Here is a 22,763-nt window from a genome sequence, read left to right as displayed (position 1 = left end):
GGCCGGTGGACGATGACAGCCGTTTGGCCCGCTGGCAGCAGCGCGCCGAGATCCCTCTCGGCGTGGCGTCGATGATCTTCCTCGCCTCGTACGCGATTCGCGTCCTGGGCCATGGTCAGCTCACGGACACCGTGCTCGACCTCTGCCTCGCGCTGACGTTCGCCGCCTGGGCGTTGTTCGTTGTCGACTACGCCGGGCGCTGGCTGCTCAGCAGGCAACGGTGGAGCTTCGTACGGAAGCACCCGCTGGACACGTTGGTTCTGTTTCTGCCCCTGCTGCGGCCACTCCAGATTGTGAAGGCGCACGACGCCATTCAGCGCCGGCACGGGCGGGCCCGGCTCACCGTGCACGCGCGCGTGATCGTCTACGCCGGTCTGTCCACCGTGCTTCTCGGCTTCACCGGTGCCCTGTCGGTCTACCACCAGGAGCGCGGCGCACCGGGGGCGACCATGCGGACCTTCGGGGACGCCGTGTGGTGGACCTGCTCGACCCTCGCCACGGTCGGCTACGGCGACATCACCCCGGTCACGCCGCGCGGGCGGCTGGTCGGCGTCGGGGTCATGGCCGTAGGGCTCGGCCTGCTCGGTGCGGTGACCGGCACCTTCGCCTCGTGGCTGTTGCAGGCCTTCTCCCGCGACGACGACGAAGGGCCCCCGGGAAGCTGAACTCCCCGAGGGCCCCGTCAGGTGCGATCAGACCTGCGCCCGCTCCTCGACCACCTGCGCGATCTTCGCGATGGCCTCGTCGAACGGGATGCCGTTCTCCTGCGAGCCGTCACGGTAGCGGAAGGAGACGGCGTTGTTGGCCATGTCCTCGTCGCCCGCGATGACCATGAAGGGCACCTTCTGCTTCTGGGCGTTGCGGATCTTCTTCTGCATACGGTCGGAGGACGAGTCGACCTCGACGCGCAGGCCCTTCTTCTTGGCGGCCGCGGCGAACTTCTCCAGATAGTCCACGTGCCCGTCGCCGATCGGGATGCCGATCGCCTGGACCGGGGCCAGCCACGCCGGGAAGGCGCCCGCGTAGTGCTCCAGGAGCACGGCGAAGAACCGCTCGATCGAGCCGAAGAGGGCCCGGTGGATCATGACCGGACGCTGCTTGGAGCCGTCCGCGGAGGTGTACTCCAGGTCGAAGCGCTCCGGCAGGTTGAAGTCGAGCTGGATGGTCGACATCTGCCAGGTGCGGCCGATGGCGTCCTTGGCCTGGACGGAGATCTTCGGACCGTAGAAGGCGGCGCCACCCGGGTCCGGGACCAGCGGCAGGCCCTGCTTCTCGGCGACCTGGCGCAGGGTCTCGGTCGCCTCCTCCCAGACCTCGTCGGAGCCGACGAACTTCTCCGGGTCCTTGGTGGACAGCTCCAGGTAGAAGTCGGTCAGTCCGTAGTCCCGCAGCAGGTCGAGGACGAAGGTGAGCAGCTTGTCGAGCTCGTCGGACATCTGCTCGCGGGTGCAGTAGATGTGCGCGTCGTCCTGGGTGAAGCCACGCGCGCGCGTGAGGCCGTGCACGACGCCCGACTTCTCGTACCGGTACACGGTCCCGAACTCGAAGAGGCGCAGCGGCAGTTCACGGTACGAGCGACCGCGCGCGTCGAAGATCAGGTTGTGCATCGGGCAGTTCATGGGCTTGAGGTAGTAGTCCACGCCCTCGTCGAGCTGCATGGGCGGGTACATGCCCTCGGCGTACCAGTCCAGGTGACCTGAGGTCTCGAAGAGCTTCCCCTTGGTCGCGTGGGGGGTGTAGACGAACTCGTAGCCCGCCTCCTCGTGGCGGCGCCGCGAGTAGTCCTCCATCACGCGGCGGATGATGCCGCCCTTGGGGTGGAAGACGGCGAGGCCGGAACCGATCTGCTCGGGGATCGAGAAGAGGTCGAGTTCGTTGCCCAGCTTGCGGTGGTCGCGCTTCTCGGCCTCGGCGAGGAAGTCGAGATGCGCCTTCAGCTCGTCCTTGGACGGCCAGGCGGTGCCGTAGATGCGCTGGAGCATCGGGTTCTTCTCGCTGCCGCGCCAGTAGGCGGCCGCGTTGCGCATCAGCTTGAACGCCGGGATCGCGCGGGTCGACGGCAGGTGAGGACCGCGGCACAGGTCCTTCCAGCACAGGTCGCCGGTCTTGGCGTCCAGGTTGTCGTAGATCGTCAGCTCACCGGCGCCGACCTCGACGTCCGCGCCGTCCTCGGAGGAGGCGGAGCCCTTGAGGCCGATCAGCTCCAGCTTGTACGGCTCGGAAGCCAGCTCCTCACGAGCCGCCTCGTCGGTCACGACACGGCGGGAGAAGCGCTGCCCCCGCTTCTGGATCTCCTGCATCTTCTTCTCGATGGCCTTGAGATCCTCGGGCGTGAACGGCTTCTCGACGTCGAAGTCGTAGTAGAAGCCGTCCTTGACGGGCGGGCCGATGCCCAGCTTGGCCTCGGGGAAGAGCTCCTGCACGGCCTGCGCCATCACATGCGCGGTGGAGTGGCGCAGGATGCCCAGACCGTCCTCGGAGGAGATCTCGACGCCCTCGACCTCCTCGCCGTCGGAGAGCACGTACGACAGGTCCTTGAGCTCGCCGCCCACGCGCGCGGCGATGATCGAGCGCTCGCCGGCGAAGAGGTCGGCGGCCGTAGTGCCCGTCGTCACCACGCGCTCTTCCCGCTCGGAATCGCGTTGGATGATCACACGGACGTCTGACACCGGTCTCTCCTGACTGAAGGTGGGGTGCGGCGCCATACCAGGAGCGCGCGCATTACGCGATCGTACCGACCCAGGACGGCTGACCGCGAAACGGTCACCTTCAGTACCGGCACGCATCCCCGCAGTACCGGGGCGCATCCCCGGTCCCGCCCGACCTCCCCCAGTTCTCGGGAGACCGCCCCTCAGTCGTCCCGCTCCTCCGCGCCGCAAGCCTCCTCAAAGAAGTCCAGATCCTCCTGCAGCGACTTCATCAGCCGGTCCCGCTCGGCGTCGTCCACCTGTACCGGTACGACGCCAGAGGCCCCCGTGACCTTGCGGAAGCCGCCTCGGCTCTCCAGACGGCCGTGCACCCGCACCGGCAGCCCGACGAGGTGCGCGTGGCCGGCTATGCGGTACGCCTCCTCGTCCAGGGTCAGCCGGACGTGCGGCACCTCGGCGCCCGCGAGGACGCGCAGCCGTACGGTGCCCTCTCCGCGCGGCCCCGACCTGCGCATCCGTACGACCGCGCCGGTGAGCCTGACCGGCACGGACGGCTCCTCGCGCAGATAGCGGGCCCCGGCCTCGCGCAGCGCGGGCAGGTCGCCCGGCGAGAACTCGACCGGCTCGACACCGGCCGCGCAGTCCTCGGGCACCCCGGCGGCGGGCGCCCACTCGACGGCGATGCGGGCGCCCTCGGTGCCGCGCACCAACGCCACCAGCGCTTCGGTGAGCTCGCGGCTGACGCCTGCCTCGACGGCGCCGTCGAAGGCGTCCATGCCGCCGGTGGCCCGCTGGTAGTCGATGGCCTCGCGGGCGGCGTACAGCGCCTGGTGGAGGCGTACGGCGAGCGGGCGCCCCGTACTGACGGGCACGAAGGCGGTGAGGCCGTGCCCGGCCGCGGCGGGGCCGACGAGCACGCTCTCCAGCATCGCGGCGGCCGAGCGGCGGTGCCGGGCGCCGTAGTAGCCGGCACGCGCGCGCGTGGCGAGCGCCGCGGCGAGGAGCATCTGGCGGGCGGCGCTGCGCTGTTCCTCCTCGACGGTCCAGGGCGCGGCCCCGGCCGGCCCGCTTGGCGCGTCCCGCCACCAGCGGATCTCGTCGCTGGGCACGGCGAGCCCGACCAGCACCTCACGTGCGGAGGGCATGCCGCTGCGGGACAGGGCGACGAGCGCCTCGCCTAGCAGGTCGTCGCTGTCGGGGAAGGCGCGGGACTCGGGGACGAGCAGACTCGTGCCGTTGCCGCCCGGCCCCGGCGGGGTCCAGCGGCCGTAGCGGCCCGCCGCTCCGCCGCGCCGCTGCCAGCCGTGCCGGTGCAGCAGGGCGCTCAGCACGGCGGGGTCGACCTCGCCGGGCTCGGGGGGACGGTCCCAGGACGCGTCGACCGGGTGCGGCCGCACTGGTCGTACCGGCTCCTCCAGGGGGCGATGCGTCACGGTTTGCCTCCCGTTCCGACCCGCGTCATGATCTCGCAGAGCGCCCGGTCGTCGAAGATGCGTGAGGTCGGTATCCGCACGGTGGTGCGGCGCCGCCCGGTGATCGGGTGCCCGGCCAGGTTGACCCAGTAGCAGCAGTGCCGCAGATCGAGCCGGTCGTGGCCGGCCCGCAGCCACTGCTCCTGCGACCGCGGAACGATCATCACGACCAGGATCTTGTGCACCGAGACCGGGGTGCGGGCGAGCTTCGCCAGGTGGTCGTTGTCGAGCGTGAACGAGAAGAAGCGGCGGAACTGGAGGGGCGGGGGCGCAGCCCCCTCCGTTGAGGGTGGTGGGAGACGGGCGGGCGGGTTCGGCGCGAGCTGGTACGTCGCCTTGAGCTGGACCTTGATGGTGACCTCGTCGTCGACCGTGTGGCCGGGCGCGCTGTGGCTGACGTGCCAGTCGATGCCGTTGTCCGGGAACGGCTGGGACAGCGAGCATCCGGCCGCCGCCGCGACGGCATGCAGATAACCCACCTGCAGTGTCTCCATGCAGGCGGTGGTGGCGAGTGAACCGCGATGGGGGCCCGTGCGTTCGGGCAGCAGCCCGCCCCGCTCGGGCTGCGCTATCGCCATGACGAACAGCCTTCCACGCCAAGTGAATCCCCGTCCGGGCCGCTGAACTGCAAAGACCCGCACTCCTGTTGTGTCCTCCCGGCGTACGCCGCAAACGGCCCGGGTATCACCAAACGGGCAGAAGACGGTACGTCAGCTGCCGTGGGTGAACGAGGGGTTGTGTAGGTATGGCGTGCTGGTATGAAGGCCCGCTGGCGGCATTCGACACGGAGACGACAGGCGTGGACGTCGAGACCGACCGGATCGTTTCGGCGGCCGTCGTCGTCCAGGACGCCCCGGGCACCCGGCCACGGGTGACCCGGTGGCTGGTGAACCCGGGCGTGCCGGTGCCGGAAGCGGCGACGGCAGTGCATGGACTGACGGAGGAACATCTCCAGCGCAACGGCCGCTGGCCGGCGCCGGTGATGCAGGAGATAGTCGAGGAACTGGCCGGTCAGGCGGCGGTGGGCCGGCCGATAGTGGTGATGAACGCGCCGTTCGATCTGACGCTGCTGGACCGCGAGTTGCGGCGCCATCGCGCGTCGTCCCTGGACCGATGGTTCGAGACGTCGCCCATGTTGGTGCTCGACCCGCGCGTCCTCGACAAGCATCTGGACCGCTATCGCAAGGGCCGTCGCACCCTGACCGACCTGTGCGCGCACTACGGCGTCACGCTGGACGGCGCGCACGACGCGGGGGCCGACGCACTGGCCTCGCTGGAGGTCGTACGGGCAGTGGGCCGCCGTTTCGCAGGCCGTCTGGAGCGCCTGTCCCCCGCGGAGCTGCACACGCTCCAGGCGGTGTGGCACGCGGCACAGGCACGTGGCCTGCAGGCGTGGTTCGCCCGCAGCGGCAGCGAGGAGGCGGTGGACCCGGCGTGGCCACTGCGACCTGATCTGCCGGCGGCGGCGTAGGCCTTCCGGCTCCGGCCGACGACAACGCCGCTGTGGGGCGGAGCCCCCACACCGCGCGGCGAAGCCGTGCACAACACGAAGAGAGCGACGTGGTCCGCGCTGTCTGCGGACACACGTCGCTCTCGCGATCGTGGGCGATACTGGGTTCGAACCAGTGACCTCTTCGGTGTGAACGAAGCGCTCTCCCACTGAGCTAATCGCCCGGGAACGGACTGAACAATACAGGTCCCGGCGGGTCTCCATCAAACCGCTTGATGACCGCCGGCCAAGTAGGCCACCAGGCCTCGCCGCCCGGACCGCATCATCAGCCAGTGATTGGCCCGGAAGACCGGCCGCCCCGGCACCGCGAACCGCCTCAGCAGCGGCTTGTTCACATCGACGACCTGCTCGTAGCGGGCCATGGTCCCGGCACCGTGCGGCGTGAGAGTCCAGCGCGCCCAGCCGTCGATGTCCCCGGACAGCGCGATCTCCAGCACTCCGGCCTCCCGGTCCCGCCGCACCTCACGTGCGCTGAAGACCATGCCGTACGGCAGTACGGAGCGGATCGTGATCACGCCGGTGGTGTCACTGAGTTTGTTCACCTCGCGCACCTGGGGCCACCAGCGGGGGTAGTCCTCGGCCTGCTCCAGCACGTCGTAGACGGCGGCCGGCGCCGCGGGCAGGGCCCACAGGCTGCGGAAGCGGTAGTGGCTCCAGTCCATGGGCCGAGTCTGCCCGCGTGCGGCGGGTTTCCGCCGCACCTGAGTACGTTCTGAGTACGCGCACTCATGCCGTACGACGTGACGCGGGCCACACTCCAGGCATGACGCACTTTCCGCCACCGGCCGAGGAGTTGCGGCTCCTCGACCTCGAGCTGCGCCAACTGGACGCCCGCCGGGCCCAGTTGCTGCACCGCCGGGCCTGGCTGGTCACCGCGCTGCACACTGCGGCACGACCGACCCCGGCGCCCGTCGCACCGCCACGCCCGGAGGCCTCGGCACCCCGGGTCCAGAACGTCCTGCTGGTGCTCGGCGGTGTCCTGCTCACCATCGCCGCGATGGCGTTCACGCTGGTCAGTTGGGGGCACATGGGGATCGCCGGGCGGGCTGTGGTGCTCGGCGGAGTCACGGTGGCGGTGCTCGCCGTGCCGGTGCCGCTGCTGAAGCGCGGACTGCGGTCGACGGCCGAGTCGGTGGCAGGCATCGGGCTCGCCCTGACCGTGCTCGACGCGTACGCGCTGCACCAGGTCGGGCTCGCCGACGTGGACGCCACGGGCTACGTGGCGGCCGCTTCCGCCGTACTGGCGGCCCTGTGGACGGCGTACGGCCTGCTGCCGCGCACGTCCGGGCTGCGTCTGCCCCTGCCCGCCGCACTGGTCGTGGCCCAACTGCCCCTCGCCCTCTGGGCGGTGGCGGCCGACGCGGGCCCGTACTGGATCACGGCCGCCGTGCTCGTGACCGCCGGGTTCGACACGGGCGTGGCGCTCCGGGTGCCCGCCGGGTCCGTGCGCATCACCGCCGCGATCGGTGCGTACGGCATGGGCGCCTGGGGTGTGTGGGCCGCCGGCTGGCTGTCCTGGACGGCCACCGGCCCGAGCGCCGCCGCCCGTGCGGCGGCGCTCCTCCTCTTCGCGGCGGGCGTCGCGCTGACGGCGGCCCGGCAGCAGGCCGCCGAGAAGCACGCGGGCGGCCTCACGGTCACCGCCGGCCTCCTCACGGTCGCCGCACTCGGCGGCACCGCCCGACCCGCGCTGCCGGACGCCTGGACGGTCCCGGCGTATCTGGCGTGCGGAATCGCGCTGCTCGCGGCGGTACGGCTGGACCGGCTGCCGGAGACGGTACGGCGCGGGCTCGCCCGGGCCTCCGCCGCCGTACAGGGGCTTGCCCTGCTGTGGACTGTGCCTCTGGTGGGGATCGTGCTGGTGGGCCCGGTCGCGTGGGCGGAGCGGGTGTGGTCCGGGGCGCCGGGAGGCCTCCGGGAGGCGCTGGCGGTCTCCGCGCCATGGCCTGTGGACATGGAGACGGTGCCTGTCGTCCTGGCGGTCGTCGCCGTCGTACTGGTCCTCGCTGCGCGTGACGCGGTCTGGCGGCCCCGGGCCCTGACCGGTGTGCTGGTGCTGGCGTGGGCGACGGCGCTGGTGCTTCCGGCGGTGCTCGAAGTCCCCTACGTCGTGGGCCTGGTGGCTCTGGGGATCACGACGGCCGGCGCCCTCGCGGCAGCCGCGTGGATGCGGCCGTCCGAGCGCCCGGAGACGGAGACCGCAAGGGAGGAGCCCTCAGCGGCCTCCACGGAGAAGGCCACAACTGTCGACTTCCCGACCCCCGGCCCCACCGCCACGGTCCTCGCCCTCCTCACCTCACTCTCCCTCGCCTTCCTCTCCCTGACCACGGAGCCCGCCACCCTGGCCGTGCTCGCCACACTGACGGCACTGCTCGCGGCAGCCTCCTGGAAGCCGCACCTCGCCCCGGTCACGGCCCCGGCCGCACTCGGGTACGCCGCCGCGCTCGCCTGCGCGACGGGAGCCGCGGCCGACTGGCAGCCGCAGTACACCGCCCTGCTGGTCCTGGCGGTCCCGTTGGCGGCGGCCCTGCTCGCGGCACGGCTCGGTGACCCGAGGGCGACGGTGCCGGTCGAGGTGGCGGGTGGGATCGCCGCACTGCTCGCCATCGGGCTGGCGGCGGTCTCGGCCGACCTGCCGATGCTCGCCCTGGTCCTGGCGCTCTGCGGTGTGGTCACCGCCGGTACGGCGATCCGTCCCGACCGCCGCCCCGTCGGCTACGCCGCCGCCGCGCTCTTCGTCCTGGCCACCTGGGTACGGCTGGCGGCCTGGGACATCGGAACGCCCGAGGCGTACACGCTGCCGGTCACCGTCCCGGCCCTGCTCGTCGGCGCCCTGCGCAGGCGCCGCGATCCACAGACCTCGTCCTGGACGGCGTACGGCCCCGGCCTCGCCGCCACCCTGGTACCGAGCCTCCTCACGGCCTGGGGCGACCCGCACTGGACGCGCCCCCTGCTGCTGGGCCTCACGGCCCTGGCGGTCACCTTGCTGGGCGCCCGCCACCACCTCCTGGCACCGCTGCTGCTCGGCGGCACGGTGCTCGCCCTGGACGCCCTGCACGAACTCGCCCCGTACATCGCCCAGGTGACCGACGCACTCCCCCGCTGGGTACCTCCGGCCCTCGCCGGCCTCTTGCTGCTCGCGATGGGAGCGACGTACGAACAACGCCTCAGGGATGCCCGAAGGATGCGGGATTTCTTGGGGAACATGCACTGAAGCGCCCCGATAGGGGCGCGGGGAACTGCGCGACCAGCCACAACGGACCCGCAGTTCCCCACAGACCCTTACGGCATCTTGTCCCCGAGCAGCGCCAAGTTCTCGATGGCTGCGAGGCCATACAGCGCGGTGTCGTTGGTAGATACCCACGAAGCCTCGCTACCCGGCACCAGCGCATCCGGCCCGCTCACCTCCACCGTCTTCCACGGCGCCGACTCCTTGTACCCGTCGGAGTTGTAGAACTTCTCCCAGGCCCGCTTGGCCAGCTTCTCGTCCCCGGTCTGGACGGCGGCGTACGCGTCGAGCCGCGAGTGCCCCTGGAAGAGCAGCAGTGTGCCGAAGTTGGAGCCGTAACGCGCCGCCTGCTCCGCCTTCGTCGCGTTGAAGTAGCGGCAGTAGTCGAAGTACGCCTCGTTGAACTTCGGCATGTCGACGAGATCGATGAGCTCGGCGCACAGCTCGTTGAGGCCGAAGACGGCGGAGAGGTGGGAAACCCCGACCACCGGCTTGTCGGCGACCGCGAACTTGCCGGTGTCGAGGTCGTACAGCCCACTGCCCTGCACGAACCCGTTCGGCTGGGCGGCGATCGTCTCCATCGTGGACAGCACGCGCGCGCGTGCCTTCTCCCACTTGGGCCCCTTGCGCTCCCACTCCGTCAGCCACGCCGAGACCAGCCCGCTCCAGTCCGTGCCGAAGCCGATCGACAGCGCGTGCCGGTCGGGTGTGTACGGCTCGGTGCGGATCTTGCGGATCGGGTCGAGGACGAGGAAGGTCTCGTCGGAGTCGACGTTGGCGTGCATGAGGTCGCCGACGCGTTCGTCGGCGGTGAGGAAGTAGTAGTAGCGGCGGTAGGTGGTGTTGGCGATGCGCTGCTGCTTGGCACTGTCGGCGTAGTGCTGGACGCCGTGCCGGGTGCCGAGACCGGCCCACTTGCCGCGGTGGTAGACGTCGACCTCGCCGGTGTGCCGGGTCATCGCCTCGGCGAACCGGAAGATGTCCGCGCGGCCGCTGCGGAGGTACGCGAACCACAACCACAGGTCCGGCGAAAGCTCGGAGTTGTCCCAGGCGTAGCCGCCGATGTCGTACCGCCACTGGTGTCTGACGGTGTCGTAGGTGTGCATGATGTCGCCGTAGTCCCAGAAGCCGTACCAACGGCGCATCTCCACCTGGTCCTTGTAGTAGGTGAAGAGGAAGTCGAGGTGGTCCTCGATCTTCGCCTTTGCGGGCGTGGACCGGTCCGGCTCGGAGTAGAGCCCCGGGCCGAAGACCTTGGCCTTGATCAGCTGCTTGGGCGGGGCGGCCAGCTGCGGCAGCACCCGTACGGCTTCGACCTGTTGGGCCAGGACCTCCGCCGAAGGGGTCGACTCGTTGGCCCAGAAGAGGAGTTCGGAGGTGCGGGCGATGCCGTACGGGGTGCCGAACCCCGGCTCGTAGTCCTCATAGGTGATGTTGAGACCTTCGAGCTGTTCGGGGTAGGTGTCCTGGCCCATGCCGTCGTGGTAGAAGCGCAGGTCCATGGGCTGCGCCTCGGGCGACCAGAGCCACATGGTCACCTCGGCCTCGTCGGTGTGGGCGTCGCGGATGTCGAGCTGCGCGGGGAACTTCTCCCAGAAGTCCCGCAGCCCGAACGACAGCCCGCCGCTGACGCCGCCGACATACCCGAACCCGGAGGCCCGTCGGCCACCGCCGGCGCCGATCCAGCCGTAGCCCTTCTTCGTGCGCTTGCGCAGGGTGAAGCCGTCGGCCGAGAGCTGGGAGAGCGTGTAGTCGCCCCACTCGGGGATGTACTGCAGCCGGGTCGTCACCCGCTGGTCCCAGGTGGCCGGGTCGGGCAGCTTCTCCCCCGCGAACTGCGCCGCCTGTACGGCCGCCCCCGGGTCGCGGCGCAGTCCGGTGATGCCCTTGACGGCCTCGCGGAGCATGCCGGTGCCCTCGCCGCCGATGCGGATGTGGCGGTCGTAGGACCGGTCGCGCATCGGCACGGTGAAGCGCACGCCGATGCCGCGGATGAAGTCGCCGCCGGCCTTGCCCGGCTCCTGGGTGCCGTCATAGGTGATGGTGTGCACCATGCGGAAGGAGTCGGCGCCCGCGTAGAAGTAGAGACGGAGGGAGAAGGGGAACCAACTGCGGCTGCCCTTGCGGTGCTTGCCGTCGATGCGGACGACCGCGCGGACCGGGCCCTCCTGCTCGACGGTGACCTCGGAGATGGCACCCTCGAAGCGCTCGGTCTTGACGGCGCCCTGGTCCTCGTCCTCGATCTCGGGCTGGCGGATCAGCACGAGCCGACCGTTGCGAGCGATCTCCGTCGATCCCCGGGTGACCGACTTGATCAGGGTGGCCCCGGACTTGCCGATCCTGGCGGTGATGACACCGGTCGATATGTCGATGGTGCCGCCGCTCTTGTCGACGGTGACCTTCTTGTCCGGTACGGCGGCCTCACCGGCGGCGAGCGTGAGCTTGCCGGTTCCCGAACTCACCGCGTGGGCCGTCCACTTGAGCGATCCGTCCGGCCAGTAGGCGATCGGCCAGGACTGCACGGGAACGGACTTGCCCTCCGCGTCGGTCAGCGCGAAGGTCTGGTCCTCCTGGTGGACGCCCTTCGGCCAGGGCACGCCGAGGGTGGAGCCGGGGGCGGCGCCGAGCCCGCCGTCCTCCAGCCAGTCCAGGGTCACGGGATCGGCGTCCGCGGCCTCGGCTCCGGTAGCGGCTTGGGCGTCCTTGGCTCCTAGGGCCCAGCTGAACTGCGCGGCGGCTCCGGCGACGGCAGCCGCCTTCAGGATGGACCTGCGGGGGATGGGAGACATGAGAGTTCAGCCTTTCCTTTCCGTGCGGGAAGCTTTCCGTGCAGCTGGACAGGGGCATGACAGAGAGAGGTACGGTGCCCGGGGCGCCGACCTTGACGAGGGCACCGCCGGTCAGCGGCGCCGGTACCGCTCCTCCACGGCGACGGCCGCCGCCACGGCGGCCCCCAGGACGGGAACCGCCAGCGGCGTGATGAACGCCCCGGACAGGGCAACGACGCCCAGCCCGCAGACGACGAGGAAGGACCCGGCGGGATCGAGCACGGTCCGCCGCCCGGCGTCCGCGAGCAGCCCCCGCCAGGAGACACCGGGCGTCCAGACGGCCGCCGCCCGCAGCAGGGCCACGACCAGCCCGATCAGCGCGAACAGCCCGACGGCCCCGACGAGCGGCCCTCCGGGTATCCCGGCCCGCGCGGCCAGGACGTCCACCCAGACCGCCCCGGCCACCGCCCAGCCCGCGAGCCCGACGACCCATCCCCCGCGCAGGGCCGCCCTGAAGTCCGCGACGAACTCCCGCCGCCCACCGCCCTCGTGGGCGGTACGACGCCGCAGATGCCGGGCGCCGGCGGCGAGGGCGGCGGGATAGGTGACGACTCCGAGGCAGGCCACGGCGATCCACACGCCGGTGAGCAGACACTCGGCGAAGACCGCGAAGCGCTCGCCGAACACCGGCTCCCTACGGGGTTTCACGCGTGCTTGCGCCATGCTGACCGCCTCAGCCCTTTCACTTCAGTCCGGAGGTCGCCATACCGTCGATCAGGTACCGCTGGAAGGCCATGAAGAAGGCGATGACCGGCACCAGCGCCACCAGTGACATCGCGATCATGCTGCCGTAGTTGGAGATGCCCTCCTGGTCGCGGAACATCATCAGGCCGAGCGAGACGGTGTACTTCTCGGGGGTGTTGAGGTAGATCAACGGCCCCATGAAGTCGTTCCACGCGTTGATGAAGGTGAAGATGGCGCTGGTGATGATGGCGGGGCGGCTCAGCGGCAGCACGATGGACCAGTAGGTCCTGAAGTGCCCGCAGCCGTCGAGCCTGGCGGCCTCGTCCAGCTCGCGCGGCAGCCCCCGCATGAACTGCACCATCAGGAAGACGAAGAACGCCTCCACGGCCAGGAACTTGCCCGCGACGAGCGGCACCAGCGTGTCGGTGAGCTCGAGGTTGCGGAAGAGCACGTACTGCGGGATGAGCAGCACGTGGTACGGCAGCAGCAGGGTGCCGATCATCAGCGTGAACAGCAGGTTCCGCCCGGCGAACCGGATCTTGGCGAAGGCGTACGCGGTCAGCGAGCTGGACAGCACCACACCGACCACGGCGAGGACCGCGTACATCAGCGAGTTCCAGAAGAAACTGCTGATGGAGATGCCGGAGATGCCGTCGGCGAGCCCGGAGAAGTTCGCCCAGACCGGCTTGGTGGGCAGCAGGTCGAGGCTGGCGATGATGTCCTTGCTCGGCTTGAACGAGGCACCGATCACCCAGACCACGGGATACAGGACGACCGCGAGGACGACGAGCGCGCCCACGTGCCAGGCGATCGATCCGGCGCGCCGTCGCCCACCCGCGCTGTGCACGACGGGAGTACTGGTGGCACTGGTCACTTGGCGGCCTCCTCGTAGTGCACCCACTTCTTCTGCGACCAGAACAGGACCGCCGTGACCAGCGCCACCGCGACCACCAGCGTCCAGGCCATCGCGGAGGCGAAGCCCATCTGAGCCTCCTTGAAGCCCTTCTGGTACAGGTAACAGGTGTAGACGAGCGTGGCGTCGGCGGGCCCGCACCGGGTGTCGGAGACGACGTACGCGGAGCCGAACACCTGGAACGCGTGGATGGACTCCAGCAGCACGTTGAAGAACAGCACCGGGGAGATCATCGGCAGCGTGATGTTCCAGAACCTCCGCAGAGGACCGGCCCCGTCCACCTCGGCGGCCTCGTACAGCTCCCGCGGGACCTGCTTGAGGCCGGCCAGGAAGATGACCATCGGCGCGCCGAACTGCCAGATACTCAGGGCCACCAGGGCGTAGATGACGTAGTCTGGGTTGCCGATCCAGCCGCCCACGTCGAGCCCGAAGACCTTCTGCCCACGGTCCACGATCGCGTCGTCGGAGAACAGCGCCCGCCACACGAAGCCCACGGAGACGCTGGCACCGATGAGCGAGGGCATGTAGAACGCCGCCCGGTACAGGCCCTGTCCGCGCCGCTTCTGCGCGAGCAGCAGCGCGACGCCGAGCGCGAGCAGCAGCTTCAGCGGGGTGGCCACGACGACGTACTTCAACGTGACCTCGACCGACTTCTGCCAGCGCGGGTCCTGGAACATCGTCGTGAAGTTGTCCAGCCCCACCCACTGGGGCGGCGTGAACAGGTTGTAGCTGGTGAACGCGTAGTACAGCGACGCGATCATCGGCCCCGCCGTGAGCAGCAGGAACCCCGCGATCCACGGCGACATGAAGAGATAGCCGGCGAGGTTCTCGCGGCGCCGCCCGCGCCGCCCGGCGGCGGGAGCGGCGGACCGCTTCCCGGCCGGGCGCACGGGCGTTTCCTTGACGAGCGTCATGGTGGTACGTCCCCTCAGCCCGCGAACGCGGCCTTGGCCTCGCTGAACAGCGCCTTGGCGGCGTCGGCGGGCTTGGTCTTGCCCTGGGCGACCTCGCCGCCGATGCGCAGGAACGCCGCCTCGATGACATCGGCGCCGGACGGGTGCGGCGTGATCTTCCCGAGGACGTCGGCCTTGGCGACCTCCTCCTCGTACGCCTTGACGCCCTTGTTGTTGGCGTCGGTGGGCGTGAACGCGTCGTACTGCTCGGTCGTGGCGAGGATGCCGCGGTCGTAGCCCATGATCTTGCCGACCTCGGGGTCGTGGACCATGAAGTCGATGAACTGGGCGACCTCCTTGGGGTGCTTGGTCCCGGAGAAGGCGCTGAGCATCAGCGAACCGAGGTACTGGCCGGTCTGCTTTCCGTCCGTGGTGGGGATCGGCGCGAGCCCGTAGTCCGACTCGCCCTCGCCCTCGTAGCGGATGGAGAAGTTGTCCCAGGTGAACTCGGAGGCCGCGAGCCCCGCTGAGAGGGCGGACTTGGGCTTGACCTGCTCGACCTTCTTCGGGTCGGCGACGAGGCCGGACCTGACGCGCTTGTAGCCGTCCTCCCACCACTGCGTCAGATCGTCCTCGGTGAACCCGAGATCGGTGTCGGTGAAGAAGGCCTTGCCGTTCTGCCGCAGGTACAGGTCGTACAGATACATGATGCTGAAGTAGCCGGTGTCACCCGCGATCTTCAGCTTGTCCTGGATGGTCTGCAACGCGTCGAAGTACTCGTCCCAGGTCCAACCGAACTTCGCCTCCACGCCCGCCTTCTTGAAGGCCTTGAGGTCGATGACGAGCGCCATGGTGTTGGCACCGACGGGAATGCCGATCTGCTTGCCGTCGACCTGACCGTTCGCCAGGACGCCGTTGCGGAAGTCGTCCAGGCTCAGATTCCCGGCGTCCGCCTGGGACTTGAGATCCATCAGAACACCGCGCTTGTCGTACTTGCGGAGGAAGCCGACGGCATTCTGGAAAACGTCCGGGGGATTTCCGCCGGAGGCCTGGGTCTGGAACTTCTCCCAGAACGCCTCATAATCCGTGAATTCAGGCTTGATCTTGATCTTCGGGTACTTCTTCTCGAAGAGCGCGATCGTCTTCTTGATGGCGATGGTGCGCGGCTCGCCACCCCACCACGCGTAACGGAGTGTCACCGTCCCGTCGCCGGAACCACTGCCCCCACCACACCCGGTCGTCGCGGCCAGCCCGAGCGTGGCCGCCGATGCACCGGCCGCCTTCAGGATCGTACGCCTCTCAACATTCCTGCTGGTTCCCACAGTCGGGCCCTCCCCGCAGCGTCGTTGCCGCCTGCATGAATCGTTTCAAGTAAGCGCTTGCTGGCACAAGTTACGGAGGGCCTCGGGGTGCGTCAATGATTCGGACAGGAATTTCTTGTGGGCCCGATGGGCGAGTTGACGGCTCGTGAGGGTGCAGCGGTCGAACGAGCGGCGCGATGTCGCAGGTGAGAGGTGTGCGGTCGGCTGATCGAACGAGAGGTGGGCTGTCGCACGCGTATGCCGGTCGGCCGAATTCGTCTGGTCGCCGGTGAGTTGACGGGATGTCGCCCGGCGGGGACAAGTATGCGGACCAGACCTTACGGGGCGTCACCCACGCGACGCCGCGGAGTCGCCTGCACTGTCGCAGGCGGGCCGCCGATCCGGGTGGGCGATACTGGGTTCGAACCAGTGACCTCTTCGGTGTGAACGAAGCGCTCTCCCACTGAGCTAATCGCCCGGACGCAGGAAGAACATTACCCCATGTCAGGGGGTGCGTGTGACCAGCGCGGACCCTGCCCGGCCGACACCCGCACCCCCGTCGCGGATCACTGGTCCTTGATCTTCCAGGGCATGACGATGCCGAACTTCCACAGGTAGATGCCGACCAGCACGGCGATGATCACGAGGCCGATCGACGTCAGGATGATGTTGCGGCGGCGCACCTTCGGGTCGAGGGCCTTCTGGGCCGCCTCGGTGACCTTGCGCTTGGTCCAGCGCAGCACCAGCTGGGCCCAGACGAACTCGGTCGCCCAGACCGCCATGCCGCCGAAGATCACGACCCAGCCGGGGCCGGGCAGCGGCAGCATGATGATGCCGGCGACCACTATCGCCAGGCCGATGATGAAGACGCCCACCTGCCAGCTCAGGTGCAGCATCCTGCGCGCCTTGATGAACTCCGGCGCTCTCGAGCCGAGCCCCTGCTCGCTGTCGCCCTTCACACCATCCACTTCGACCCCGTCAGTCGCCACGGCAACCTCGCCAGGCTCGTTACTCCCCGTATTCATACGGCCAAACCCTACCGGACCGAAACCAGTCACCGGAATGGTCGTACCTCGCGAACGGGTTCTCGGCCGGAAGAGTTACGTAAAGACACGCAAAACACTCAGAGGGGTTTACAACGGCACCGTAGGTGGCATGTCGATTTCGCCGACGTGCGAATCCCCGAGCGCACACTGAGCGAAAGGCCCTGGCGCTTATGAACACCACGGTCAGCTGCGAGCTGCACCTGCGCCTCGTTGTGTCGAGCGAGTCCTCCCTGCCTGTCCCCGCAGGCCTGCGGTACGACACGGCCGACCCCTACGCCGTGCACGCCACCTTCCACACCGGAGCCGAGGAGACCGTCGAGTGGGTGTTCGCCCGCGACCTCCTCGCGGAGGGCCTGCACCGGCCCACCGGAACCGGCGACGTCCGTGTCTGGCCGTCGCGCAGCCATGGCCAGGGCGTCGTCTGCATCGCCCTGAGCTCTCCGGAGGGCGAGGCGCTGCTCGAGGCCCCGGCACGGGCTCTGGAGTCCTTCCTGAAGCGGACGGATGCCGCCGTGCCGCCCGGCACGGAGCATCGGCATTTCGATCTCGATCAGGAGCTCTCGCACATCCTGGCGGAAAGCTAGGGAGAGGTCCCCACAAGCCGCCCGGCGCCGTCGACTCGGGGAGACGGCTCGGGCCAAGACAACCGCATACGGCACACATCCACGCCGTCTCCGCACCGCCGGAGGCGGCGTTGGTGTGCCCGCGTGGAGAGCGCCGGCGCCCCGGGTGGAGGCGGATCTGCGGGCCCTGCGGGCCGGTGCCGCCGCGTGCCGTCGGGCTGCGGCAGGGGCTCCCCGCGCACCGACGGGCTGCGGGAGGGGCGAGGCCCCGCACACGGTCGGGCTGCCACAGGGGCGTGAGCCCGCGCGCCCCCGACGATTGCCGAGCCGTCCCACAGCCGCCGTGTTCGCCGACGAGGGGGCGCGCTCCCACCCCCGCCGACCCTCGGCCCCTTGCGGGAACCACCGGCACTCCCGCGGCGTTGTAATGGACGTCACAGCAGAGGCAGGACCGGTGCGGTGCCGGTGGATGCCACTACGATCGGCCAGCATCGGCGGGCGCCCGCCCGACCCCCCAGGCCAGGGAGCGAAACGTGCTGATCACCCATGACACCCGGTGTGCGCTCGATGCCGTGGTGGATCTGGTGAACACCGCGCCGGACGACGAGACACCGGACCGGCTGCCGGACGTCGCGGCTCTCGAGGATTTCGTACAAAAGCACAAAATCAGCGATGTCGGGGTCCTCTCGGAGTTCGATCTGTCGGCGGTGCGCAAGGTGCGCGGGCGGTTCGCCGCGATCTTCGCGGAGCCGGAGGCCCGGCGCGCGGCCGCGCTGATCAACGAGCTGGTCGCGGCCGCGGGCACCACCCCCCGCCTCACCGACCACGACGGTTACGACTGGCATGTGCACTACTTCGCCCCCGGCGCCTCCGTCGCCGACCACCTGGCGGCCGACTGCGGCATGGCGCTGGCGTTCTTCGTGGTGGCCGGGGAGCAGGAGCGACTGAGGCGCTGTGAGGCGCCGGACTGTCGGCACGCCTTCGTGGATCTCTCCCGCAACCGTTCGCGGCGGTACTGCGACAGCCGCACCTGCGGAAACCGTCTGCATGTGGCCGCCTACCGGGCGCGTCGCAAGGAAGCGGCCGGCTGAGCGGCGACTGTTCGCGGGTCGACACGACATCTGCGTCTACGCGGACCCGGCGGGTGACGCCGGGGACCGCGGGTACGGCTCAGAGCAGCAGCAGATCGTGCAGCGCAGCCATGAGCAGCAGACACCCGATCACCGCAAGGAAGATCATCAGCGGTGGCTGGGAAAGGGCGAAGAGGCACCCGCGAGGCTCGTCCTGAGGGGGCGCGGCCTCGCTTTGAGTCGTGTCCAGCATCTCGCGCCGATGATGGCGCAGTTCCCCCGCACCGCGCGATCAACACGCCCGGAATGAGCGGGAGTTCGCTGAATTCCGCGATGTCCGGTTCGAGTCGTGATCGCTTACGGACGTGCGGCGACCCACTGTGTCGTTTCAGTCCGGCGTGCGGGAGTCATATGCCGTGCTTCTTCAGGATGGCCTCGATGTCGCTGAAGTCGTCACCGGCCTCGGCCTTGGGCGCGGTCGCGGGCCGGGTCGACTGACGGGAGCCCGGTCCCAGCGAGGGCGCCGAGGCGGTCGGGGCCACGGCATCGCTCCGTGCCGCGGCGCGGGCCTCCTTGCGCTCCTTGCGGCTGCCGCCTCGGCGGCGCTCCACCGCGCGGGTGCTCGCGAACAGCAGCCAGGAGGCACCCAGCACTCCGAAACCGGCCCAGGCGGTCGGGCTGAAGGCGGTGTCCGCCAGCCAGTCGACGACACCGGTCATCACCAGGCCGAGGGGCACCAGTGAGTACGCGGCTATCCGCGCGGCCGCGAGGAACCGCTTGCGGTACGCCGTGACCGCCGCGATGCCCAGGCCGGCCGCGGCGACGGCGGAACAGACGGTCTCGGCAATCATCCGGTCCTCCAGGGCATGCCGGCTCAAGGTCAGGGCACTTCGTCCCTTCCATCCTGCACCGTGGCAACCCCGCCCGGCCATGCCTGGGCCGGACATCAGGGACATCTCCGGGTCGTCTCCTCCACAGGTGCCGGTCCAAGTCGTACGACCGAGGCGGCGGGCTCGTACGACCAGGCGGCGGTCGTCGGACGACCAAGCGGCGGGCGGCGAAGCACCGGCCCACCCGCACCGGAGCAGCGGCCCGCGGACTCCCAGGCTGCGGCCAACGGACTCCCCAGCCGCGACTCGCGGACACCGTTGCCCAGGCCTCCGGGACGAAGCACCAGGTCGGATTGGGTCGTGCGCGCCGGGGCTGGGAGACTGGGGCCATGAGCGACTCCTCCCCCGACCGCCCCGCCGCCCCCGTCCTCGACGTCTGGTGCGAGCTGCAGTGCCCCGACTGCCGCAGCGCCCTGGATGACCTCCGTGCCCTGCGCGCCCGTTACGGCGACCGGCTGGAGCTGCGGCTGCGGCACTTCCCGCTGGAGAAGCACAAGCACGCCTTCGCCGCCGCGCAGGCCGCCGAGGAGGCGCTGGAGCAAGGGCGGGGCTGGGCGTACGTCGAGGCCGTGCTGGGCCGGGTCGAGGAGCTGGACCGTAAGGGAGAACCCTTCCTGGTCGAGGTGGCCGGGGAACTCGGCCTGGACGCCGAGGAGTTCGACACGGCGCTGATCGACGGCCGGCACATCCTGATCGTCGACGCCGACCAGGCCGAGGGCAAGGCGATCGGCGTGACCGGTACACCGACGTATGTGATCGGCGGCGAGCGCCTCGACGGCGGCAAGAGCCAGGAGGGGCTGCGCGAGCGGATCGAGGAGATCGCCGACCGGCTGCTGGCCGACGGGGCCTGAGCCTCAGAACAGGGGTTTGTGCAGGTTGTAGTGGGTGGTCTCGTAGCCGAGTGACTCATAGAGCCGCTCGGCCGGGGCGTTGCCCGCGAAGACGTGCAGGGAGACGCGGTCCTTCCCGCCGGCGACCGCCTGGGCCTCGGCGAGCAGCATGAGCGCCCGGCCGTGGCCACGACCTCGATACCGGGCGTCGGCCTCGACATCGAGCACATAAGCCGTGTCGGGCCACAGCCCCAGCCAGAGGACACCGACCGGCGTCTCCTCGTGCTCCAGCACGCTGATCAGGGTGTTCTCGGTGGCCAGTCCGTCCGGCAGGAATCTGGCGTGCCCCTGGTCGGCCCTGGCGTAGGCCGCTTCGGCGGGCACCCCCACGCCGATCAGGCTGCGGGCGACCTCCTCACGCTCGTGCACCAGCCAGGGCCCGTACTCGGCCTCGGTCATCGGCCGGGCCCGTGTACCGACGGGCAGCTCGGGCGGAGTCGGATCCAGCGACTTGGACATGTTCCGGCTGCGCAGGACGTACCCGAGGGCCGTGGCGAGCCTCAGTGCGACCTGGGCGTCGCCGGGCACACGCGCGTCGATGCTCCTGCAGCCCCAGCTCCGTGCGATCTCCTCGGCGGCGAGCACCGCCACCGTGCCGCGCCCCCGCCTGCGGTCCGGCTCCGCGATGTGCAGGTCCGAGACGCAGGCCACGGACGGCCCGTCGGGGCCGGTGGACAGGCGGATCCCGCCGACGGGACGGCTGTTCACGCACACCTGGTACCGGCGTGACTGCGTCCCGTCGGCGTTGCGCTGAAGCGGCTCGGTCGGCCGCAGGGTCGTGGTCATCAGAGGGGTTCTACCCACCGCACCGCCCCACGGCAGCCCATTTTCCTGCTCTACGGATCCAGGTCGTCCCCGGACCGCTCGGCGAAGATCCGCATGGCCTTGGCGGTCACCGGGCCCGGCGCGCCCGGCAGTTCACGGTCGTCGACGCGGTGCACGGCTTGGACGTCCCGCAGGGTGGAGGTGAGGAAGACCTCCTCGGCCCGCTCCAGGACGTCCAACGGCAGGTCGGTCTCCTTGGCACCGGTCCACTCGACCGTCAACGCGCGCGTGATGCCCGCGAGGCAGCCCGAGGCGACCGGCGGTGTGTGGATCTCGCCGTCCAGGACGACGAAGACGTTCGACCCGGTGCCCTCGCAGAGCTGCCCGACCGTGTTGCCGAACAGGGCCTCGGTGGCGCCGTGTTGGTGGGCGCGGGCGAGGGCGACGACGTTCTCGGCGTACGAAGTCGTCTTCAGGCCGGCGAGAGCGCCGCGTTCGTTACGGGTCCACGGCACGGTGATCACGGCCGTGGAGTCGGCGCGCCGGGCGGTCTCACCGAGGGCGACGACGAGGGTCGGGCCGTGCTCGCCCCGGTCGGAGCCGAGGGGGCCGTGGCCGCCGGTGTAGGTGATGCGCAACCGGCCGAGCGGCATCGGATTGGCCGCCAGGACGGCGGCGCAGGCGCGGCGGACCTCGTCGTGGTCGGGGTCGGGCAGACCGAGACCCCGCGCCGAACGCGTCAGCCGGTCGAGGTGCAGGGTCAGCGCGAACGGGCGGCCGTCCACCGCCTTCACCGTCTCGAAGACGCCGTCGCCCACGGTCAGCCCGTGGTCGAAGACGGAGACGCGGGCGGACTCGATGTCCTGCAGCCCGCCGTCGAGCCAAAGCTTCACTGGTCTCCTCGCAAGTCCACACCGGGGGCGTCGAGCCGACCGGGGCCCGGGAGGGTGCCCCCTGGTCCCGCAACGCCCGCTCGCGCTCCCTCTCCACTCACCGCGTACGCCCCCGACGCTACCGCGAGCAGCCGGGCCGCCTTCAGTTCGGTCTCCCGCCACTCCCCCTCGGGATCCGACCCCCAGGTGATCCCCGCACCGGTCCCGAAGCGCAGCACCCCCTCGGCCCGGTCGATCCAGAAGGTACGTATCCCCACGGCCAGCTCGCCGACGCCCCGGTCGGCGTCGACCCAGCCGATGCCGCCGCAGTACGGCCCTCGGGGCGCCGTCTCCAGCGCGTCGATGATCCGCAGGGCACTGGACTTCGGGGCGCCGGTGACCGAGCCAGGTGGGAAGGCGGCATCGAGCAGTTCGGGCCAGCCGGCCCCGGGACGCAGCTCACCACGCACCGTGGACACCAGATGGACAAGCCCCGGATGCTTCTCGACGACGCACAGATCGGGCACGGTCACGGTCCCGGTGGCGCACACCCGGCCGATGTCGTTCCGCACCAGGTCCACGATCATCACGTTCTCGGCGTAGTCCTTCTCCAGCAGGTCCGCCTCGGTGCGCCCGGTGCCCTTGATCGGCCCGGACTCGACGACCCGCCCGTCGCGCCGCAGGAAGAGCTCGGGAGACGCGGTGGCTATCTCGACCCCGTGCCCCGGCAGCCGGATCGTTCCTGCGTACGGCGCCGGATTGCCACGGGCCAACAAGGCGGTGAGGGAGTCCACATCCGCGTCCGGGCCGATGGGCGCGCTCAGGACGCGGCAGAGATTCGCCTGGTACACCTCGCCGGCCGCGATGTGCTCCCGGATACGCCGTACGCCAGCCGTGTACGCGGCGCGATCGAGCGAGGACGTCCAGTCACCGACCGCCGGGCCCTGCCACTCCCCCGGCACCGGGGCGGGCACGGGCGCCTCTCGTACGTCACGGAAGCGAGCGCAGGTCAGACCGCCCTCGAAGTCGGCGCAGACGGCCCAGAAACCGCTGGAGTCCAGGGCCGCGGGGTCGCTGGTGACATCGAGGAGACCGGTGGCGACGCGGGCGCCGAAGCGAGCGAGAGGAGGGAGGTCGAGCACGCAGTCGAGTCTATGGCCGGTGTCCCGCGGGTGACCTGGCCATGTCC

The 22,763-nt window shown here is 70.2% G+C and carries 21 protein-coding genes and 2 tRNA genes; 6 read left to right on the top strand and 17 right to left on the bottom strand.

The annotated features are described in order from the left end of the window. Window positions 1-5: 5 nt before the first annotated feature. On the top strand, window positions 6-665 hold the full coding sequence (locus IF78_RS0132485) for a potassium channel family protein (RefSeq protein ID WP_031486794.1): 660 nt from the start codon (window positions 6-8) through the stop codon (window positions 663-665). A gap of 27 nt (window positions 666-692) precedes the next feature. Here IF78_RS0132485 and thrS read toward each other — a convergent pair whose 3' ends face one another. The 3 genes from thrS to IF78_RS0132470 form a co-directional block, all read right to left on the bottom strand. After that, window positions 693-2,669: a threonine--tRNA ligase gene (gene thrS, locus IF78_RS0132480; protein ID WP_031486793.1), complete on the bottom strand. Its 1,977-nt coding sequence runs from the start codon at window positions 2,667-2,669 to the stop codon at window positions 693-695. A 182-nt stretch (window positions 2,670-2,851) separates the two neighbouring features. Continuing rightward, window positions 2,852-4,081 carry a hypothetical protein gene (locus tag IF78_RS0132475; RefSeq protein WP_031486792.1) on the bottom strand — a complete coding sequence of 410 codons (1,230 nt, stop codon included), beginning with the start codon at window positions 4,079-4,081 and terminating at the stop codon, window positions 2,852-2,854. After that, complete coding sequence (locus IF78_RS0132470) at window positions 4,078-4,698, bottom strand: DUF4365 domain-containing protein (protein ID WP_031486791.1); 621 nt, start codon at window positions 4,696-4,698, stop codon at window positions 4,078-4,080. The genes IF78_RS0132475 and IF78_RS0132470 overlap by 4 nt, the downstream gene beginning before the upstream one ends. 167 nt (window positions 4,699-4,865) lie before the next feature. Here IF78_RS0132470 and IF78_RS0132465 point away from each other — a divergent pair, with 167 nt between their 5' ends. Next, window positions 4,866-5,591, top strand: a complete 726-nt coding sequence (locus tag IF78_RS0132465; protein WP_031486790.1) for a 3'-5' exonuclease — start codon at window positions 4,866-4,868, stop codon at window positions 5,589-5,591. A 131-nt stretch (window positions 5,592-5,722) separates the two neighbouring features. Here the strand turns inward: IF78_RS0132465 and IF78_RS0132460 are convergent. Both IF78_RS0132460 and IF78_RS0132455 read right to left on the bottom strand, forming a co-directional pair. Further along, a tRNA-Val gene (locus IF78_RS0132460) sits at window positions 5,723-5,794 on the bottom strand. 39 nt (window positions 5,795-5,833) lie between these two features. Beyond that, the gene (locus IF78_RS0132455) at window positions 5,834-6,292 is read right to left on the bottom strand and encodes an SRPBCC family protein (protein ID WP_031486789.1); all 459 of its coding nucleotides are present in this window, start codon (window positions 6,290-6,292) and stop codon (window positions 5,834-5,836) included. A gap of 101 nt (window positions 6,293-6,393) precedes the next feature. Here IF78_RS0132455 and IF78_RS0132450 point away from each other — a divergent pair, with 101 nt between their 5' ends. After that, window positions 6,394-8,844, top strand: a complete 2,451-nt coding sequence (locus tag IF78_RS0132450; RefSeq protein ID WP_031486788.1) for an SCO7613 C-terminal domain-containing membrane protein — start codon at window positions 6,394-6,396, stop codon at window positions 8,842-8,844. Between the two features lie 68 nt (window positions 8,845-8,912). Here the strand turns inward: IF78_RS0132450 and IF78_RS0132445 are convergent, their stop codons facing one another. The 7 genes from IF78_RS0132445 to IF78_RS0132415 all read right to left on the bottom strand — a co-directional run bounded on the left by IF78_RS0132445 (window position 8,913) and on the right by IF78_RS0132415 (window position 16,503). Further along, window positions 8,913-11,648: an exo-rhamnogalacturonan lyase family protein gene (locus tag IF78_RS0132445; protein ID WP_031486787.1), complete on the bottom strand. Its 2,736-nt coding sequence runs from the start codon at window positions 11,646-11,648 to the stop codon at window positions 8,913-8,915. 111 nt (window positions 11,649-11,759) lie between these two features. After that, window positions 11,760-12,350, bottom strand: coding sequence for a hypothetical protein (locus tag IF78_RS0132440; RefSeq protein WP_031486786.1), 591 nt, complete (start codon window positions 12,348-12,350; stop codon window positions 11,760-11,762). A 19-nt stretch (window positions 12,351-12,369) separates the two neighbouring features. After that, the gene (locus IF78_RS0132435; protein ID WP_031486785.1) at window positions 12,370-13,245 is read right to left on the bottom strand and encodes a carbohydrate ABC transporter permease; all 876 of its coding nucleotides are present in this window, start codon (window positions 13,243-13,245) and stop codon (window positions 12,370-12,372) included. Further along, the gene (locus tag IF78_RS0132430; RefSeq protein WP_031486784.1) at window positions 13,242-14,198 is read right to left on the bottom strand and encodes a carbohydrate ABC transporter permease; all 957 of its coding nucleotides are present in this window, start codon (window positions 14,196-14,198) and stop codon (window positions 13,242-13,244) included. Before IF78_RS0132430 ends, IF78_RS0132435 begins: the two co-directional genes overlap by 4 nt. 14 nt (window positions 14,199-14,212) lie before the next feature. Beyond that, on the bottom strand, window positions 14,213-15,499 hold the full coding sequence (locus IF78_RS0132425) for an ABC transporter substrate-binding protein (protein ID WP_031486783.1): 1,287 nt from the start codon (window positions 15,497-15,499) through the stop codon (window positions 14,213-14,215). Window positions 15,500-15,884: 385 nt separating this feature from the next. Continuing rightward, window positions 15,885-15,956, bottom strand: a tRNA-Val gene (locus tag IF78_RS0132420). Between the two features lie 88 nt (window positions 15,957-16,044). Further along, entirely contained in the window at window positions 16,045-16,503 is a 459-nt protein-coding gene (locus tag IF78_RS0132415; protein WP_031486782.1) for a TIGR02611 family protein, read from the bottom strand. 191 nt (window positions 16,504-16,694) lie between these two features. On the opposite strand from IF78_RS0132415, the gene IF78_RS0132410 reads away from it, so the two are divergent. Both IF78_RS0132410 and IF78_RS0132405 read left to right on the top strand, forming a co-directional pair. After that, entirely contained in the window at window positions 16,695-17,108 is a 414-nt protein-coding gene (locus IF78_RS0132410) for an SsgA family sporulation/cell division regulator (protein WP_004002642.1), read from the top strand. 512 nt (window positions 17,109-17,620) lie between these two features. After that, window positions 17,621-18,178: a CGNR zinc finger domain-containing protein gene (locus IF78_RS0132405; protein ID WP_031486781.1), complete on the top strand. Its 558-nt coding sequence runs from the start codon at window positions 17,621-17,623 to the stop codon at window positions 18,176-18,178. Between the two features lie 79 nt (window positions 18,179-18,257). On the opposite strand, the gene IF78_RS48980 is transcribed toward IF78_RS0132405, so the two are convergent. Both IF78_RS48980 and IF78_RS0132395 read right to left on the bottom strand, forming a co-directional pair. Then, entirely contained in the window at window positions 18,258-18,410 is a 153-nt protein-coding gene (locus tag IF78_RS48980; protein WP_004002639.1) for a hypothetical protein, read from the bottom strand. Between the two features lie 154 nt (window positions 18,411-18,564). Next, complete coding sequence (locus IF78_RS0132395; protein ID WP_031486780.1) at window positions 18,565-19,008, bottom strand: hypothetical protein; 444 nt, start codon at window positions 19,006-19,008, stop codon at window positions 18,565-18,567. Between the two features lie 368 nt (window positions 19,009-19,376). Between IF78_RS0132395 and IF78_RS0132390 the strand changes: the two genes are divergently transcribed. Then, a complete protein-coding gene (locus tag IF78_RS0132390) occupies window positions 19,377-19,898 on the top strand; it encodes a DsbA family protein (RefSeq protein ID WP_031486779.1) in 522 nt (173 codons plus the stop codon). Between the two features lie 3 nt (window positions 19,899-19,901). Here IF78_RS0132390 and IF78_RS0132385 read toward each other — a convergent pair whose 3' ends face one another. Genes IF78_RS0132385 through IF78_RS0132375 form a run of 3 tightly spaced genes read right to left on the bottom strand, consistent with a single transcriptional unit; the run spans window position 19,902 to window position 22,716 of the window. Continuing rightward, the gene (locus IF78_RS0132385) at window positions 19,902-20,723 is read right to left on the bottom strand and encodes a GNAT family N-acetyltransferase (protein WP_031486778.1); all 822 of its coding nucleotides are present in this window, start codon (window positions 20,721-20,723) and stop codon (window positions 19,902-19,904) included. 50 nt (window positions 20,724-20,773) lie between these two features. Continuing rightward, window positions 20,774-21,595, bottom strand: a complete 822-nt coding sequence (locus IF78_RS0132380) for an aminotransferase class IV (RefSeq protein ID WP_031486777.1) — start codon at window positions 21,593-21,595, stop codon at window positions 20,774-20,776. Next, window positions 21,592-22,716 carry a chorismate-binding protein gene (locus IF78_RS0132375; RefSeq protein WP_037641759.1) on the bottom strand — a complete coding sequence of 375 codons (1,125 nt, stop codon included), beginning with the start codon at window positions 22,714-22,716 and terminating at the stop codon, window positions 21,592-21,594. The genes IF78_RS0132380 and IF78_RS0132375 overlap by 4 nt, the downstream gene beginning before the upstream one ends. Window positions 22,717-22,763 lie beyond the last annotated feature (47 nt).

It is taken from the genome of Streptomyces bicolor (genome assembly GCF_000719285.1).
In the GTDB taxonomy this organism is placed as follows: Bacteria; Actinomycetota; Actinomycetes; order Streptomycetales; family Streptomycetaceae; genus Streptomyces; species Streptomyces bicolor.
The sequence above is the reverse complement of the archived record's forward strand: the minus strand, read 5'-3'. Positions and strand labels throughout refer to the sequence as shown.